The sequence below is a fragment of the Arthrobacter sp. B1I2 genome (assembly GCF_030816485.1).
Classification (GTDB): domain Bacteria; phylum Actinomycetota; class Actinomycetes; order Actinomycetales; family Micrococcaceae; genus Arthrobacter.
Genome location: NZ_JAUSYC010000001.1, coordinates 2,765,361 through 2,780,528 on the forward strand (window position 1 = coordinate 2,765,361; position 15,168 = coordinate 2,780,528).

Genomic DNA, 15,168 nt, shown 5'->3' on the forward strand with positions numbered 1-15,168 from the left:
ATTCTAGCAACCTTCCTGATCCTCGGACTTCGCAACCGGGGTGGCCCCCAGTTCTCCTGGAACGTGAGGCCAGGGCCTGAAAGTTGCTGCCGGGGCAGCGGGAGGCGGAGCCGCAGACACAAGCGATGGCGAGGCCTCTGTTCCAGAGGCCTCGCCCTGCTGGACTAGCTTGGGGCGTGGCTCCGGGCCAGCGACCGAGGTTCCGAGCTTCACGACTGCGTCAGCGGCCGCAAGTTCAAGGCCGCGTCTGGGCTGGAGGTCACCGTCGACACAAAGTCCAAGCTCCACCTCGCCAGAGTCGGGTCACCGTAGACGAGCAATTGCGCTGGCATGTATGAAGGGCATCAGCGCCTGACCAAGGAGGTCGGAAGCTCTCACGTAGTGGGTGGCGCCTAGACGCTGTTTCGGTCTCCAGAATGGGACAACTCTCGGATGCGCCAGAATTGCAACGTGAAGAAGTCCGAAGTGAAGAAGATTGCGCGCGCCGTTGGGGACACCATTTGGGCCGAACGTACAGGTCTAGAACAAGTTCTGTTGCTTGTATCCGCTGGTTTAGTTGGTCTGCTCGTGGCCGCATGGGTTGCCTTGGTGCGTGACTCTGCGCCCTTGGCAACCGAGTGGGGCCCGGTCGCAGATTGGGTTGGTGCTTCTGTAACGTTCTTGGGCTTCGTCGGTGCAATCGCTGCCTTAAGGGTTCAAAGGAGGTCCGTCGATGCTCAGCTTGAGCAGCACAACAAGCAAAAGGAGAAGGAGGAGGCCGAGGAGCAGAATCAAGCCGCAGCGCGGAAGGCTGAGGCTTTAGAGGCAAAACAAAAGGACGCCAAAGCTGTGGAACTGAACGTTTCTGCCGGCCGTCGCAAGGCTGACCCAGGCACGGAGTTTGTTAACGCGCAGCCATTCGTTGTGACCTGCACACTGGTCTTCCCTTACAGGAACATTCAGTATACGGAAGTGGATTTCAAAGTACCTGACACCCCGGAAAACTTCCGGCAATTGCAGGACGACAGGAAAACGGCGAATTTCAGCAGCGTGAATCATGGTGCCCGAATCACTTGGCAGATTTCGGGAAACGAATGGCCTCACAGCGATGAGGCCGATGCCAAAGCCTGGGTGGCGGCCCGAACGTTTGCGACATTCACGGACCCATCAGGCAATAAGTGGAAGCTGAACGGTGCCGGTAACCTCACTGACGCTACCGGTTAGTCGATTCAAGTCCCATATGCTGGGCGAGCTATACCGCGTTGGTGCGGCGGCTACCTGCCGGGCATCGCGCTGCCCTGGCACTTGTGATCGATAGCCAGACATTGCTGGTAACCCACCTCCCGCTGCCTACATGGCTGGTTCTATGATGGTGGTATTCCTCAGTTATGCACCTGGAAGCGATACGGAGTCGGTGCATCAGAATGGTCTGGCCAGCTGGATGGTATCCAGATCCTAACGTTCCCGCACACCAACGTTGGTGGGACGGAAAAGAATGGACGCCGCACGTGCGCCCAGTAGAAGCCAGTGCGGACGATCCTAGCTCCCGAAGTCGAGATCAGTCGAGCAGCGCGACAAAGCCGGCTGTGCACGGGTTTCTCGGGCGGCTGGGAGCTTCCACATACGTCGCACTTGGCCTACTGGCTCTGCTTCTGGTCCCTTTCGCGGCAACCGGGGGGTTTTTTGTTTGGCTTGCCTTGGCGATGTTCCTCCTGCTTCTGACTGGCCTATATACCCTGCTGACCGGGCGCAGGTCTTGGGCCCATATCAGGGGGCGGCGGGCAGGAGCCGTTGTCATCGGCGCAAGCGTGGTATGCCTCTTGGCGTCAGTCTTACTTGTTGGCGAGACGGCCCCCGTTGCCAACAAAGAACCGGTTGTACCGACGTCGGCAGTTGCCGCCTCGCCAACAATTAGCGCTCCTGGGACTCCAACTCCAACGGCGCCCTCTATCCTGGTAACCCCCACTCCGACCCCAAGTGCCCTAGCAACGCCAACTGCTCAGTCAGAACCAACTTCCGCGGCTCCTGATACCACAGCCACAGCAATTGCTTCTCCGCCCCCGGAGGCACCCACGACCAGCCCATCCGTTGAGGCGCCGACGACCTCGAGCCAACCAACGACAGCCAGCCCACCCGCTGAGGCAACAAACGATGCCTCAACTTACGCCGCAAAATACACTCAGGCCCTACTGGCCAGGATCCATGCCAGCACATTCGCGGAAACGTGCGGCCGAAGCGTCAGCTTAGGCGGTAACGCTTGGGCATGCGTGATCGACCATTTGGCTTCCCCAGACGATCAGACCATTGAAATATATTTGACCTCAAGTGCCGACTTTGCGCTGGAAACAAGAGTCGTTCCCACAATTTTTGACAAAGTGACAGTGACGCAGGTCCCGAATTTGAATACGTGCGTGTACCATTTTGCTGCTATCGCTCCAGACGCACAGCGTGTCGATTGGTACACCCCACGGTGCCGTACCAAGCACGATTCGCTGCTTTAGCAATCGATTTCCTGTCAGGGGCAGATGGCCGCATGGTCTCCCGGCTCCATTGCAGCGGGGCTTTGTTGGCCTTGGGCCTGGCTCAGCCGCAACGCCCTTCGCTGGTTTGCCGCTTATTGGTTTCCTTTGTTGGGCATATTTATTGTTTTTAGGCAACGGTGGGAATCGGGAGGATGCTGTCGGCGGGGGACAAGTCCCACCTGCTCGAGGTACACATCGTCTTCATCAGCCATATCCAAGCCTCCCGGGTTGACAGAGATGTATCCTTCGTAAGGCGACCTATTCGTCGAGACTGGCGCTGACGAGATTCAGGGACGACCAAACGTAGGGGCTTGCTGGCCGCGATCAGTTTTCAGTCGGCGAACTCAGCCCGAAGAATCGTTCAAAAGACACGCCGAGTTTGGCAATCACGCTTTGCTTTTTCTCGCCATGACCGCCAGCTGCGGAAAAGCGCGAAACTGGCGGGAGAACTTTAGTGATCGATGTTCCGGTGGTAACTATGTGGCCATCACGAAACGCAGTATCCACGAAAATTCGCGTTTCGTCGGGGCGAAGGTTCTCGTCTTCGATAATAACGTTGAGCTCAGCTTCACGTTTGGCAAAGATGAAAGCCCTCCATTCCCGGTCAATTTCCCCATCAGCTGAGAGAGAATCAACGAAGTCTTCGATAAGATCTTTCTTGTTGCGCAGGGTTGGGCTGGCATCCACGGCTCGGGTGATCTCTGCACGGATTTCCTTATCGTCGCCATCACCGCGTCCGCTGCGGTATTTCTGAACGAGCATGAGGATGTAGTCGACGTTGATCTCGACCTGTTTGATCAGCTCGATCTCGAAGACGATGTCGTCATTGATCTGTTCCTTTTCCGCGTTCTTGTCCTTGCGGAAATTGACGTACAGGTCCAGGTACACGCTGCGGTAGTCCTGGCCCTGCCGGTCGCTGAGAATCTCGTGACCGGTGAACTCGTCGAACGACGTAAGGATGTTTTGCAGGCGCAAAATCGCATCAAACAGGCCTATGAACTCCTTTTGCGCTGACTCCCCGATGATCGGCGTGCCCAACGGGAACATAGTGACAAGCTCGCTGACCTTCTCGGCATAGTCGCTGTAGTACTCACTGTATGACTTGAGCAGCACCAACCCGCGGGCGTCCTTGTTGCCGAACAGTGCGATCGCATCATTGGACCTGCGTTGTCCTCAGGAAGCTGTCGACCAGATACTGGCCTGTTTTGGTTCTACTGCAAAAGAGGTAGGGGTACCCGAAGAACTGGAAGCGACAGTCAACCACAGTCTCTACTTCAACGAAGGTTTTCCCCCTCAGTTACGGGACTTCGTCTACCTACTGAAAGAAGTTGTGTCCATCCCTGCTCCCGTAGGGGTGGACCTTGCGATTGCCCTCGATTGGTACAAGCAAGTTGAGGATGGGCTGGCGTCGACAGAATGGGCCGATACGGCGATGGGCCAATGCATCCGATACACCAAGTATGCGTCGCAACCGACTTGGTCTACTTCCCGAGCCAAGCGAAGGGAGTTGATACACGCACTGGTCGGGTTTATACAGGGGCATCCTATGTATGCTGACGCAACAGCGATCAGCGCTCCTCCGGGGAGCGCTGCGGACGGCCAGAGCTTCGCTGAGTTGCTCACCCAAGATGTTGCTGCAACCGTGGGCAAGCTTTACGTTAGCTAGGCTGCAGCGGGTCCTAGGCTGCCACAGAAGGAGGGGGTGCACCGGGACTTGTCGGAGGCATTCACTATGAGTGGCCATGTTAGGGGAACCATAATAGTTATCGACGATGTCTATCGGACGGGATCCAGCATCTCGGGTGCTGCTCAGGCAGCGAGACGCGCTGGCGCTTCTTCCGTCCTTGCCTTGACCGCAGTCCGCACAATGAGGAACTGATGCCGATTCAGTCGCTGACGATAGCCCTAGCGGCTTTTGCTGTCCTCGGATCACCGGGACGGATTACCAAGGCACTGCAGGATGGGGGTAGGTCCGCAATCCTGCAGGCCACTTCACACCTGAATTCCGAACAGCGGGCCGACCTGGAGCATACGGCGGAGCGGCTAGCTGACGAGGGCATTCAGGTAGTGATGTACGGGGACCGGGGGTATCCGGAGTCCCTAGTTATCAATGGCAAACCTATTGCCCCAATTCCGTTCTACAAGGGAAACAGCGAGCTCTTTCATCGCCCCAGCATAGGGATGTGCGGTTCACGTAACGTGTCGGAGCTAGGGCTGAAGCCGGCGAACTCTTGCGGCGTGGAAGTGGCGAACAACTCTATGGTGGTGGTTTCTGGCTATGCGAAGGGGGTGGATACGGCCACGCACCTTGCTGCCCTGGAATCCGCCGGGGCAAGGGTCATAGTGCTTGCTGAGGGCTTCGACCACTTCAGAATCAAACAGGAGTTCAAGAGCCACTTCGACTGGCGGCGAACACTTGTCGTTTCACAATTCGCGCCATCACAGCCATGGAAGGCCTTTGCCGCGATGGCCCGAAACGGCATCATCTTCGGTCTTGCGCGCGCCCTCGTGGTGATCGAGGCCGGTGAACGTGGCGGAACTCTGGCAGCAGGGGAAGGCGCCATGAAACTGGGGCGGCCCGTTCTTGTCCTCGATTTCGGGGACTCGACTCCAGCGGGTAATTTCAAGCTGCTCAACAAGGGGGCTCGGCCAGTACACTCGGTCAACGATCTTCGATTCGTCCTGCGAGAACTGCCTCGCCTGCGCTCAGAGCCCGTAGTGGAGAAGCTCTTCTAGAAGCGGTGTCATCTGCTAGGGCCTCTATCACGGACTGAGGCGAGATTCAGCACTGCAAAGCATGGCCCGACAGCCGCTGGAACCGCGCAAGAGTAGCTGTAAATCAGCAGACACGAATCCTCAGCGTATCAAGGAGAGCGTCCGTGTTCGGCCCTGTCCCTTGGAAGCCCATTGATATGATCTGCGAAGCAGCCGTAACAGTGCTAGCTTCGGGCCGCGTGCATGCTTCTTTTGAAATCTTGGGATGGGGGGAAGAAGGAAGTTGAACTGGAACCCCTGGCCGAAAGCAGATGAGAAGGGTCTAGCTCGTTACGTTCTTCCCTCGATCGGTGAGAAAGTGAAAGTTCGCCCGTCCGGCGGCCGCTCGGCAGCAGACCTACATGCCGCCGGAGATTATCGCGCGCTTACGCGAGCGATCTATGAAGCGCTATGTCAGAGGGATATCCACTGGTCGCGTGCCTCGTATCATCCTGATAGCAAGTCGCAGGTAATTCGTCACCCGGAGTCCATTCTGAATGGGTCCGGTGAAGGAACTTGCCTAGATCTAGCGTTGCTTTTTGCCGGAGTGCTGCTTGGATACGGATTATTGCCGCTCGTGGTGGTTCTAGACGGCCATGCCCTGGTAGCCGTTAGTTTGACCAGCGAGCGAAGGAAGAGTGACAGCACCCAGCGCGAGCAAAGCATTGACGATGGCGGTGAGGGGACATGGTGGGTAGATTCTGGTGTTTTGAACGACTCAAAAGTCTTGAAGCATCTCGTTGACAGGGGTACCTACGAAATAATCGAGTGCACGGGGTTTTCGCGAACTATAGATTCGACGATTAACTCTTTTCCTGAAGACCGAGGAAGAGTCGATGGATTATTATCTTGGCAACAAGCAGTATCTGCTGGACGGGCGCAACTTGAGGTTACTACTCGGGCCTTTCGTTTTGCCGTTGATCCGGGCTATTTACAGGACATCCTTAAGATTGGGATTCACCTGTCAGAACCTTACTCTGCCAAGTTGGAGTTGGATGACGGCGCCGCTAGGCGGCTACTCAAGTCCTCTCGCCGCCTATTTGATGACTTGACTCGGCAAATGGCTGGCCCCAAGTCAGATCAGTCCAATCTTGCCGCGGCCGCAGCTTCTATGTATGTTCGACGTGAATGCCAAGATGAATTGCTCAGGAAACTGGTTACTCCGGGAAGCCAGCCACAAATTCTGTCGGGCGAGGCGGGCCACGGTAAGAGCAGTCTCCTCTGGGACTTGACACGTGAGCTATCTTCGGCACCGCAAGTCACTGCCTTATTGATTTCTTCAGGCTGGCTGTCGCCAACGGGTCATGAACCGCCCTTGTTCAGCATCCTCGAAGTTATTGAATCTACTCGAAGTTTTCGCGCCTCTCACTCCAACGTTGTCGTTCTCCTGGATACTGCGGACTTGCTCCTCCACAACGAGAACTCAGTCCATCGAACTCATGAACTTATTGAGTCTCTAGTTGAGTTGAGCGTAGGGGTAATAGTTGCGGTAAGGCCCCAGGAACAGCAGGAACTCAGGGAAGGTTTAGGCCAAATAACAAGCCTCGGTGCTTTCTCAGCGACCGAACGCGACCGCGCTGTGGCAGCTTTGATGAAGCGGCACTTTCCTCATTATCCAGAGGAGCAGGGGCTGGAGCTGGTTAAAAAGGCGGTAGCCAGGGGACTCGCGGTAGTTGAGATATCCGAGTCGCCCTTTCTTTTGAAGCTGCTGTTTGAGCTGGCGGGAGATGTCCTGCCGTCGATGGAAATAGACATCACGGGGCTGTACCGCCAATATTGGGAACGCCGTATTAAGTCTGATTTTCGGGGAATGGTCGGAGTGCCGAGCAAGGATCTGACGGCATTAGCTGGCCACGCCGGGATAGCTATGCTTGCCGAGGGCACTCCGGAGCCGCAGAACTTTGCGTTGGACATGGCGCTCAGCCAGATCCGACAGCACCTACATCTGCCGGAATCAGGGATTGACGATGACCTCGCGACGTTGGTACAGCGAGGGGTCTTGATACGTGATGGTGAACGGACTCGCTACATGCACCAGACACTCTTCGAGTACTGCGCCGCCATGGGGCTTGCTTACAGGGGGGGTAGTCGTGAACTCATTCGGCTCGTAAATATCGCTTTTGATTTTCCAGAGGACTACTTTATCGGGACCGTTCTGGAGCAGCTCCTAACGATAATGGCAGGACAGCCGTCAGCGCGTGCCGTAGTAACCAAAGAACTGGATCGGCTTTTGAAAAGCAATAACGATGCACTTAAGCAACTAGGGGTGCTTTCGTGGGTACATGATCCAAGTATTGTTGCTGACATAGAAACACCCTTACGGTCACTACCGAGCACGGCTGTCATCCGCTTTGTTCGCATTATACCTCGGGTGTGGGGCATGAACATTAGCGATTTGCGGTTTGCCTTCGGACTTGTCTGGAACAGAAAAGAGAGTAGCTGCAAACACGAAGTTGTAAGGGCCCTTGGCCGCCTAGCCCGCAGCCAACCTTTAGAGATCGCGGAACTGGTCAAAGAGCTAAAATGCATCGAATACTTTACTTCGGCGGGGAGGGTGACTCTTTCCAATCCTAGGCAGTTATTCGACTTGGTTTTTGCATTGGGCAAAGTAGCACCCGACATGGTTTCGGAGTCGGTACTGCGCCTCTTCGGAGCCATTGAATATCCTGAATCTCGCATATTGCTGATCAACCTCGTGGCCGAGCATTGGGGAGCCATTGGTAGTCAATCGCTCCACGACGAGATCATTGTGATGCTTCGCCAGGAACAAGCAGAGAACGATGATGAACGGGGGAGGAGTGTCCGTGACGCCCTGGGAGCCCTGTTGTTCGCCTTCTGGACCAACCAAGAGGGCGTCGAGACGGAATCTAAGGCCGAAGCCAATGCCGCTTGGGTCTCAAGGGCAGCGGAAATACGCGAATCTCTAGTTGCTGACCCAAGGGACGTGGTCGCTGGAGCGGGTCTATTCGCGCTTGCCCGCCATTTGTGCTCCGATGACTTGACCGAGGAGCACATACGGCGGGTCTTGGACGAAATTTGGGCTATCGAGGATCTACAAGCGCAAAGGAAGCTCGTCAGCAATCTGTTGGCCCCACTTCTGATAGAAGATGGGCTCGCACGGCAAGTGCTAGTTCCTAAGCTTGCCGAACAGCTAGATCAGCTTCCAGTCACACCGAACGCTGATGTACTGTCCCCAGCCCAAAGTTGGGCATCAGTTGCTCGGTCTGTGCTTGAAGATGAGCGCCTAGATCCAGAAGTGATACGAGCAGTGGTGTCCCGAATGACGTTACGCTGCGAAGAGCTTTGGCTTAGCCGGGACTACCTCGTGTCGCTTCTTTCGCAGGCAGTTCGGGGGAACATCCCAAGTGCCCGGGAAGCCATTAGGGAGATAGCTGCCGATCCTGAAGTTCTTGGCCCCGCTGACCAGACTAAGTTCGCCAACGAGTGCCTACGTCACGCCTCGAAGGATCCAGCGCTGACTCTCGCCTACGTTGCTGTGGCTACCCATAGAGGCGACACGGGGGGCATCTCAGTAGCCGTTCGGGATGCCTCGCTGGCCGAAGCCTTCAAGCAGGAGAAAACTCGCCTGGCGGGCTTTGTCGAGGTACGGCTCCGTGGGAATGACACCGAGCAACGTCAAGCGTTGAACTTGTGGAGTCGACTTCAGCGGGCTCGTGTGGTGGATGTCAGTCTGGAAGATCTGGTGGGTGTCATGCCAACACTCCGTCATCCGACCGTGAAGGCAAGCGCCCTGTCGATGGTTCCGCTCACAGTTTCCGCGCATCCAGGTGACTATGATGCCGCTGTTGAGTTTCTGGGGAGGTTCGTTGCCGTGCAAGATGGAATAACTGTTACTCCTGCGGAAAGTTCCCGTTCGAATAAGCCGGGGGTATTGGACGCGGCCGCCGCTTCCCTAAGGCTAGTTTTGGCGGAGCATGGTCCTCCCTCGTGCTGGCCCATGTTAAGGGCTTTGATAGCTACGCCGAAACACACCGGTAAGGAGCCGCACGAAGCATCTGTTTTCCTAGCCGGAAACAAGTTTATTAGAAGGACTTTTGACGTAAACGGTGGAAATTTTGCCGTCGGATGTTTTATCGATTTGGGAGCCCTGATACCAACGCTCGGTTTCAGACATGCCCAGATTGAGGCTGCAAGTAACTGCCTTTATTCGGCAGCTCAGCTCATCATCCGCGAGTCTTCCGCGGACGCTCTGGGCGTGCTTGTTCGATCCCTACCTCAACACCCTCGGCATCTAGCCGAAGTTATTTCGCGACTTTCATTGCACCTTCGGAGAACTACCGTTCGACCCATTTTTGAGGAGATGCTTACGCACGGGCGGCTCGGTATACTGGCAGACTACATATCGCACAACCTTCGAAACAATTTTGTGGGAGTGGTAGGGGGTGCATTGCCCGAGTTGCTCGAGCCCGCCTAACAGTTCCTTCACCACGCGTGGCTAGGTCGATAACGTTGCTTTTCGTGTGTTAGGTGTCCTAATCCGCTCTCCAGCTGCGCAGGTCCCCCCCCCGCCGTTGCCAGGGAGCATCAGGACCTCGAACGCTCTCACCGCTTGTAGGAACAACACACGTCGGCGTCTACCATTCCTCTGAGCTAGCTTTCCCCGATCAAGGCCGTTTTAGCGGCGCTGGCCAATCCGCATTAAGGCCGTCGTTCCATTGCCTGTCTTTTGATTCCTCATTGATTTGGGCCAAGTCATAGGCTTGTCCTGTCCTGTCCTGTCCTGTCCTGTCCTATGTCGTCACGTGATTCTTCGTGTGACTCGTCACGTGACGCAGTCACATCCCTTTTCCGGTCTCGGTAGTCCTTTGAACGTTTCCGGTCCAGTTCTCTCCGGCGTTCGAGCCCCTCCAGTTGATCCCGGCTCGTTTGGGTTGCCTTGTAGTCCACGATCTGCCATCCTCCGCCCCTACGTACCTGCCAGAGCCTGAGTTCGACTAGTCGGGCCGCTTCGTCGACAGACACATCAGGTATGAATTGCAGATCTTCATCAGATATTTTCCCATCCGAACGGTTGGCGACAGCCCAGGCGAGGGTGTTGACGTAGGTCCGATAGCCCTTGTCACTGAGTCGCCGGAAGCGACCGTCATTCAGCCAACGCTCCGGGAATCGTGCGTCAGTCACTGTCCGGGTCCTGCCGTTCCCCTTGCCTTCTGCCGCCTACGCTCGACCCCGGACTCGCAGTCAAAGCGCGCACCGATTCTTATGTGAGTTCGACATGCTGGGCGAGCCACGCATCCACCTGAGATTTGCGAAACCGAATGGTCGCTGCGCCGATCTTTATTGCGGGGGGTCCCTGCTTCCGGTGACGCAACATGTAGAGAGACTGCACAGGAATGGCGAGGTAATCGGCCAGCTGAGCGGTAGTCATCAGAGGATCGTTGCCGTATGCGTCCGTGTTCAAAGACTTCATGTGATTCCTTCATCCCTATCACGGTTTTTAGTTACAGCAGGTACTGCATACCGATGACAGTAAGAGAAACTGGCCTGGCTTGACCGTGGCACCGGACGAGTGATTCGCCGCTACAAACACGAGAAGCCCGGGGACCTGGTCATGTGGACATCAAGAAACTCGGCCGGATCCCGGGCGGTGGCGGGCCCAGGGCCTTCGGCAGGGCCGCCGGCTGGCGCAACAGAACCGGCTCCGCAGCCAACCGCCGACCGGGGTACCACTACCTCCACAACGCCGTCGATGACCGCTCCAGACTCGCGTACACCGAGATCCTGTCCGATGAGAAGAAAGAAACGGCAGCCGGTTTCTGGGAACGCGCCAACGCCTTCTTTGAATCCCGCGGCGTCAGCGTTAAACGGGTTCTGACGGACAACGGCCCCTGCTACCGCTCCCACGCCTTCAAAGACGCTCTTGGCCCGGACATCAAGCACAAATACACCCGCCCGTACCGTCCTCAGACCAACGGCAAGGTCGAGCGCTACAACCGCACCCTGCTCGACGAATGGGCCTACGCCCGCCCCTACCAATCAGAGGCAGAGCGTGTTGCCGCTTTCCCCGCCTGGCTGCACCACTACAATCACCACCGAGGCCACACCTCACTCCAAGGTCAGCCACCAGCCAGCCGCGTCACCAACCTCTCAGGTCAATACAGCTAGCAGTGGGCAGTTGGGGGAAGGTCAGTCGGACGGCGCTCGGAACCAAGAAATGGAGAGCTCGCGCAAGATTTCGGGACTTCTCAGGGGTCACGAAAACTGTCGAAGCATGGGGCCAGAGTGGCGCGGAAGCGCAACGACGGTTGGAGAGCGAGCTGCGCAACCGTGTGGCTTCAGCGGGTCCAGGAATCACTGGCGACACCCGGCTCTCATTGCTGGGCGAGTTGTGGCTGGCGGAAGTTGCGCAGGCTGGGCTGACGGCTCAGACGGTAGACCGATACAGGGATGCTTTCAAAAAGGTGGTGATGCCCGGATTGGGCGGCCTACGAGCCCGGGAAGCCACGGTGTCCGCGGTGGACAGGTTCCTGAAGACCGTTGCCGCCAAGACGCCAGCACAGGCAAAACAAGCTCGGGTGGTCTTGAACGGGATCCTAGGAATGGCTGCCCGTCACGACGCTATTCGATGCAATCCTGTAAGGGACACTCGTCTGCCTCGTCAAGCTCGAAAACCTGTCCGCGCGCTGTCAGTAGATGACGGTGAAGCCCTAAGGCGGGGAGTCCAGATGTGGCAAAACGACCCACACCAGATGGGACCTAGGCGCGCGCCCGACCTGTTGGATGCCGTAGACCTAATGCTGGCCACAAGATGCCGAATAGGAGAAATATGTGCCCTTCGTTGGAGCGATGTGGACCTTTCGGTCACTCCGGCCACAGCTACCATCAGCGGCACAGTCGTCCGGATTGCAGGCCAAGGACTAGTAAGACAACCCACACCCAAAACTGCCGCTGGGCATCGGACTGTTACTCTGCCAAGATTCGCAGTTGACACCTTGCTCCGTCGACAAGTTCAAGGATGGCCCAATGCCCATAACGTAGTTTTCCCTAGCTCCTCGGGAACGCTGCGTGATCCCCACAACCTGCGAAGACAATGGCGGGACGCCAGACATGCCGCAGGCTTCGATTGGGTAATACCTCACAGCTTCCGTAAGACGGTGGCAACAATGATTGACAGGGAAGCCGGGACGAAGGAGGCGGCCGCTGTCCTAGGTCATTCTGCAGTGGCTGTGACGGCGGAGCGATACGTCGAGCGGCCTGCCGTAGCCCCGGATACGTCCGGCCTTCTGGAGGTCTTGGGGCAAAAAATAGAGTGTTTGGGCGAAAAGCGCGAGTAAATGTGGGGTTACGCCGCTGCGAGCGGAAAGCAAAAGGCCCTGATCTTACGTTTCCGCAGATCAGGGCCTTTCTATGGTGCACCCCCCGGGACTTGAACCCGGAACCCATTGATTAAGAGTCAATTGCTCTGCCAATTGAGCTAGAGGTGCATCTTTTTGCTTCCATCCCCGGGCTTTTTCTTTCCCGTTGATCTCCGCAACGACATGAAACTCTACACGAACTTCTGGTGCAAGTGAAATCGGCGCCCGGGGCGGTGCACTGTTCAGGGGAGGGGTCCCAAAACCAGCGCAAAATCAGGGTTTTCGTTGTTCGTTAGAAGCCACAACCCTCCTTGTGGGGTTCGAATCACGTCCCGGATCCTGCCGTACGCGCCTGTGAAATAGGCCACAGGATCACCTGCGTCGGTTCCCTGAAGCGGCACCGCCCACAGCCTCTCGCCACGGAGGGCACCCAGGTACGCATGACCTCCGGAAATTTCCAGCCCGCTTGGTGAGGAGTCGCGCGTAGAGGGCCACACGACCTTTGCGTCCTGGAAATCCGCGCGGTGCGGTGCGCCGGTAACCAACGGCCAGCCGTAGTTGGCGCCCGGCACGATCAGGTTCAGTTCGTCGTCCACGTCAGGCCCGAACTCGCTGGCCCAGAGCCGGCCGGATCCATCCCAGGCCAGGCCCTGGACGTTCCGGTGCCCCAGGCTGTAAACGGCGTTACCGAACGGGTTGCCGGGCGCGGGGCTCCCGTCGGGAGTAAGGCGCAGGATTTTGCCGCCCAGGGCATTGGGGTCCTGGGGCTGTTCGCGGCGCTGGGCGTCGCCGGTGCCCACGTAGAGGAAACCGTCCGGGCCAAAGCGGATCCTGCCACCGTTGTGGGTGGTGGCCTTCGGTATTCCTGAAAACACGACTTGGAGCTGGCCCAGCGTCAGGGAACCATCGGCGTTGCCGTCGACGGTAAGCCTGATCACCCGGTTGTCCTCCCGCCCGGTCAGGTAGGCGTAGAGGTAGCGGTCCGCGTCAAACTGCGGGGAAAGCGCCAGGCCCAGCAGGCCGCCTTCTCCGGCAGGCGCCACGCCCGGCACTTTGCCCAGGCTGGTGGCCTTGCCGTCCCGTACGGCCTTCAGGAGAGCAGTTTCACGTTCGGAGATAATTGCCGTGCCATCCGGAAGGAAGACCGCAGCCCAGGGGATGCTCAACTGCAGCTCCAGGCGTTCCTGCACCACGGGGACTGGGGCGGGGACGGGGGAAGACGCAGGGGCGGGGGCAGTCGCAGGGGCGACGGCGGTTCCTGGCCGGGTGCCGGCCGTGGCCGTGCTTGTGGCCGGCGCCGGCGGCCCGGAAGTCCCCGTGCAGGCCGTCAGCACCAGGCACAAAGCCAGGCAAGGAAGGCCCGCCACAATGCGGCGGGCCTTCCTCCTGCTAGAGCCGTCTGCGCCGCGGGGCGCGGAAGCCGGCGGCCTCCGCGTGCGCAGCTGACTCAAACCAGACTTCCGCCCGGGTCTGCTCATAGTCGGGGTGTCCTTCTTCGTAGTAGACCATCGCGGCGGCATCGCCTTTGACTGTGTAGTCCGCCGGTCCGCTGCCGTCGGGACCCGCCGCAGCCGAACCGGCACCGTATGGCTCATCGGCTGCAAGGTGCCCGCCCGGCTCGGCCGCGGCCAGGCCCTGCCCGGATGGCCGGTGGTGGTCGGCCCCGTTCTCCACCAGCGCCGAGGACTGGGCCCGTTCCCGTGTTTCGGCCGCTGCGGCGTCCCCGTGGGGGCCATCGGAGACCGCCGGCAGGGCCGGCTCCTGCCCGGCTGATGCGGACGTGTAGGCCCGGTGCTGGGACGCCTGCCTGCCGGCTGGCCCCGCAGCCGCTGCGCCGCCGTCGTCCGTGCTTTCCACTGCAGCTGTTTCAGCACCGGGAAGCGTGGGAGCGTGGGGGGCCGTGTATTCGTCATGGTGGACCGGGCGGACTGCTGCGGGGGAGGCCTGCCCGGAAGGCGTTTCCGTGGTTTGACCGGCCCGCCCCGCCACGCCCGGGGCAGTTCCGGCCGCACCGGCGACGGAGGCGCCCGACCCGGTTCCGGCTTCGGACCATTGGGTTTCCCATTCGGCCTGGTCCGCCGCCTGGTCCGGGCCGGCCTGGTTCGCGTCGGCCTGGCTCCGGCCGGTTTCGTCCGGTGCCTGGTCCTGGCGGCGAGGTTCCCGGCCCACCGCGCTGCTGCCGGAAGTGCCATGGCTGGAAGCGGCCGACGAATCCGCCGGTTCCTCAGCCGTAACCGGGGCGGCCGGTTCGGCAGCCCTGCCGAATCCCGCTGCGGTGGGAATCCCGGTGGTGCCTGCAGCCTGGGCGGACGCTGCGGCACTGCCGCCTTCCCGCGCCCCGTCGGTGCGGGGCCCGTCCGTCCTGGCTCCGGCGCCTGGTCCGCCGGGAGGGTTGGCGGATTTGTTGCGGTTCAGCAGCCACCAGATGATTACGGCGACGACAACTACGAGAATGATCCAGAAAACAATGTCCATGGCAGGCCTTTCGGTCCAGGTGGCTGGGTGTCCTGTCCCCGACGCTACGTCGGCTCACCACTGCTGTCCAGAGATGCCGCGGGACGGCGGGGGAGCGCCAGCCGGAGAGGGCGGTGGCACAG

Annotated in this window: 11 protein-coding genes, 1 tRNA gene and 1 pseudogene; 7 read left to right on the top strand and 6 right to left on the bottom strand. The window is 58.7% G+C overall.

Annotated elements, in window-relative coordinates; genetic code table 11:
- Positions 1-450: 450 nt before the first annotated feature.
- Together QFZ57_RS12890 and QFZ57_RS21625 are read left to right on the top strand one after the other, a co-directional pair.
- Complete coding sequence (locus QFZ57_RS12890) at positions 451-1,203, top strand: hypothetical protein (RefSeq protein WP_306900538.1); 753 nt, start codon at positions 451-453, stop codon at positions 1,201-1,203.
- Between the two features lie 200 nt (positions 1,204-1,403).
- Entirely contained in the window at positions 1,404-2,480 is a 1,077-nt protein-coding gene (locus tag QFZ57_RS21625; RefSeq protein ID WP_373461244.1) for a DUF2510 domain-containing protein, read from the top strand.
- A gap of 345 nt (positions 2,481-2,825) precedes the next feature.
- Here QFZ57_RS21625 and QFZ57_RS12895 read toward each other — a convergent pair whose 3' ends face one another.
- A complete protein-coding gene (locus tag QFZ57_RS12895) occupies positions 2,826-3,614 on the bottom strand; it encodes a type I restriction endonuclease subunit R, EcoR124 family (RefSeq protein WP_306900539.1) in 789 nt (262 codons plus the stop codon).
- Here QFZ57_RS12895 and QFZ57_RS12900 point away from each other — a divergent pair.
- The 3 genes from QFZ57_RS12900 (at position 3,604) to QFZ57_RS12910 (ending at position 9,690) form a co-directional block, all read left to right on the top strand.
- On the top strand, positions 3,604-4,167 hold the full coding sequence (locus QFZ57_RS12900) for a hypothetical protein (protein ID WP_306900540.1): 564 nt from the start codon (positions 3,604-3,606) through the stop codon (positions 4,165-4,167). The two genes, QFZ57_RS12895 and QFZ57_RS12900, sit on opposite strands and share 11 nt — an antisense overlap.
- Before the next feature lie 212 nt (positions 4,168-4,379).
- The gene (locus QFZ57_RS12905) at positions 4,380-5,237 is read left to right on the top strand and encodes a DNA-processing protein DprA (protein WP_306900541.1); all 858 of its coding nucleotides are present in this window, start codon (positions 4,380-4,382) and stop codon (positions 5,235-5,237) included.
- A gap of 262 nt (positions 5,238-5,499) precedes the next feature.
- Positions 5,500-9,690, top strand: coding sequence for an NACHT domain-containing protein (locus tag QFZ57_RS12910; protein WP_306900542.1), 4,191 nt, complete (start codon positions 5,500-5,502; stop codon positions 9,688-9,690).
- A gap of 278 nt (positions 9,691-9,968) precedes the next feature.
- On the opposite strand, the gene QFZ57_RS12915 is transcribed toward QFZ57_RS12910, so the two are convergent.
- Both QFZ57_RS12915 and QFZ57_RS12920 read right to left on the bottom strand, forming a co-directional pair.
- Complete coding sequence (locus QFZ57_RS12915; protein WP_306900543.1) at positions 9,969-10,397, bottom strand: hypothetical protein; 429 nt, start codon at positions 10,395-10,397, stop codon at positions 9,969-9,971.
- 79 nt (positions 10,398-10,476) lie between these two features.
- On the bottom strand, positions 10,477-10,686 hold the full coding sequence (locus QFZ57_RS12920; protein WP_306900544.1) for a helix-turn-helix transcriptional regulator: 210 nt from the start codon (positions 10,684-10,686) through the stop codon (positions 10,477-10,479).
- A 66-nt stretch (positions 10,687-10,752) separates the two neighbouring features.
- On the opposite strand from QFZ57_RS12920, the pseudogene QFZ57_RS12925 reads away from it, so the two are divergent.
- Together QFZ57_RS12925 and QFZ57_RS21630 are read left to right on the top strand one after the other, a co-directional pair.
- A pseudogene (locus tag QFZ57_RS12925) lies at positions 10,753-11,381 on the top strand (IS481 family transposase); the annotation flags it as partial.
- A gap of 629 nt (positions 11,382-12,010) precedes the next feature.
- Positions 12,011-12,550, top strand: a complete 540-nt coding sequence (locus QFZ57_RS21630) for a site-specific integrase (protein WP_373461309.1) — start codon at positions 12,011-12,013, stop codon at positions 12,548-12,550.
- A 74-nt stretch (positions 12,551-12,624) separates the two neighbouring features.
- Here the strand turns inward: QFZ57_RS21630 and QFZ57_RS12930 are convergent.
- The 3 genes from QFZ57_RS12930 to QFZ57_RS12940 form a co-directional block, all read right to left on the bottom strand.
- Positions 12,625-12,700: transfer RNA gene (locus tag QFZ57_RS12930), tRNA-Lys, on the bottom strand.
- Between the two features lie 113 nt (positions 12,701-12,813).
- The gene (locus QFZ57_RS12935) at positions 12,814-13,941 is read right to left on the bottom strand and encodes a PQQ-dependent sugar dehydrogenase (protein ID WP_306901578.1); all 1,128 of its coding nucleotides are present in this window, start codon (positions 13,939-13,941) and stop codon (positions 12,814-12,816) included.
- Between the two features lie 19 nt (positions 13,942-13,960).
- A complete protein-coding gene (locus QFZ57_RS12940) occupies positions 13,961-15,046 on the bottom strand; it encodes a sunset domain-containing protein (RefSeq protein WP_306900545.1) in 1,086 nt (361 codons plus the stop codon).
- Between the last annotated feature and the right edge of the window lie 122 nt (positions 15,047-15,168).

Bases quoted from the DNA above. Each gene is read 5' to 3' on its own strand.
- QFZ57_RS12905 (WP_306900541.1), top strand. From the start codon at position 4,380: ATGCCGATTCAGTCGCTGACGATAGCCCTAGCGGCTTTTGCTGTCCTC.
- QFZ57_RS21625 (WP_373461244.1), top strand. From the start codon at position 1,404: ATGGTCTGGCCAGCTGGATGGTATCCAGATCCTAACGTTCCCGCACAC.
- QFZ57_RS12940 (WP_306900545.1), bottom strand. From the start codon at position 15,046: ATGGACATTGTTTTCTGGATCATTCTCGTAGTTGTCGTCGCCGTAATC.
- QFZ57_RS12920 (WP_306900544.1), bottom strand. From the start codon at position 10,686: ATGAAGTCTTTGAACACGGACGCATACGGCAACGATCCTCTGATGACT.
- QFZ57_RS21630 (WP_373461309.1), top strand. From the start codon at position 12,011: ATGCTGGCCACAAGATGCCGAATAGGAGAAATATGTGCCCTTCGTTGG.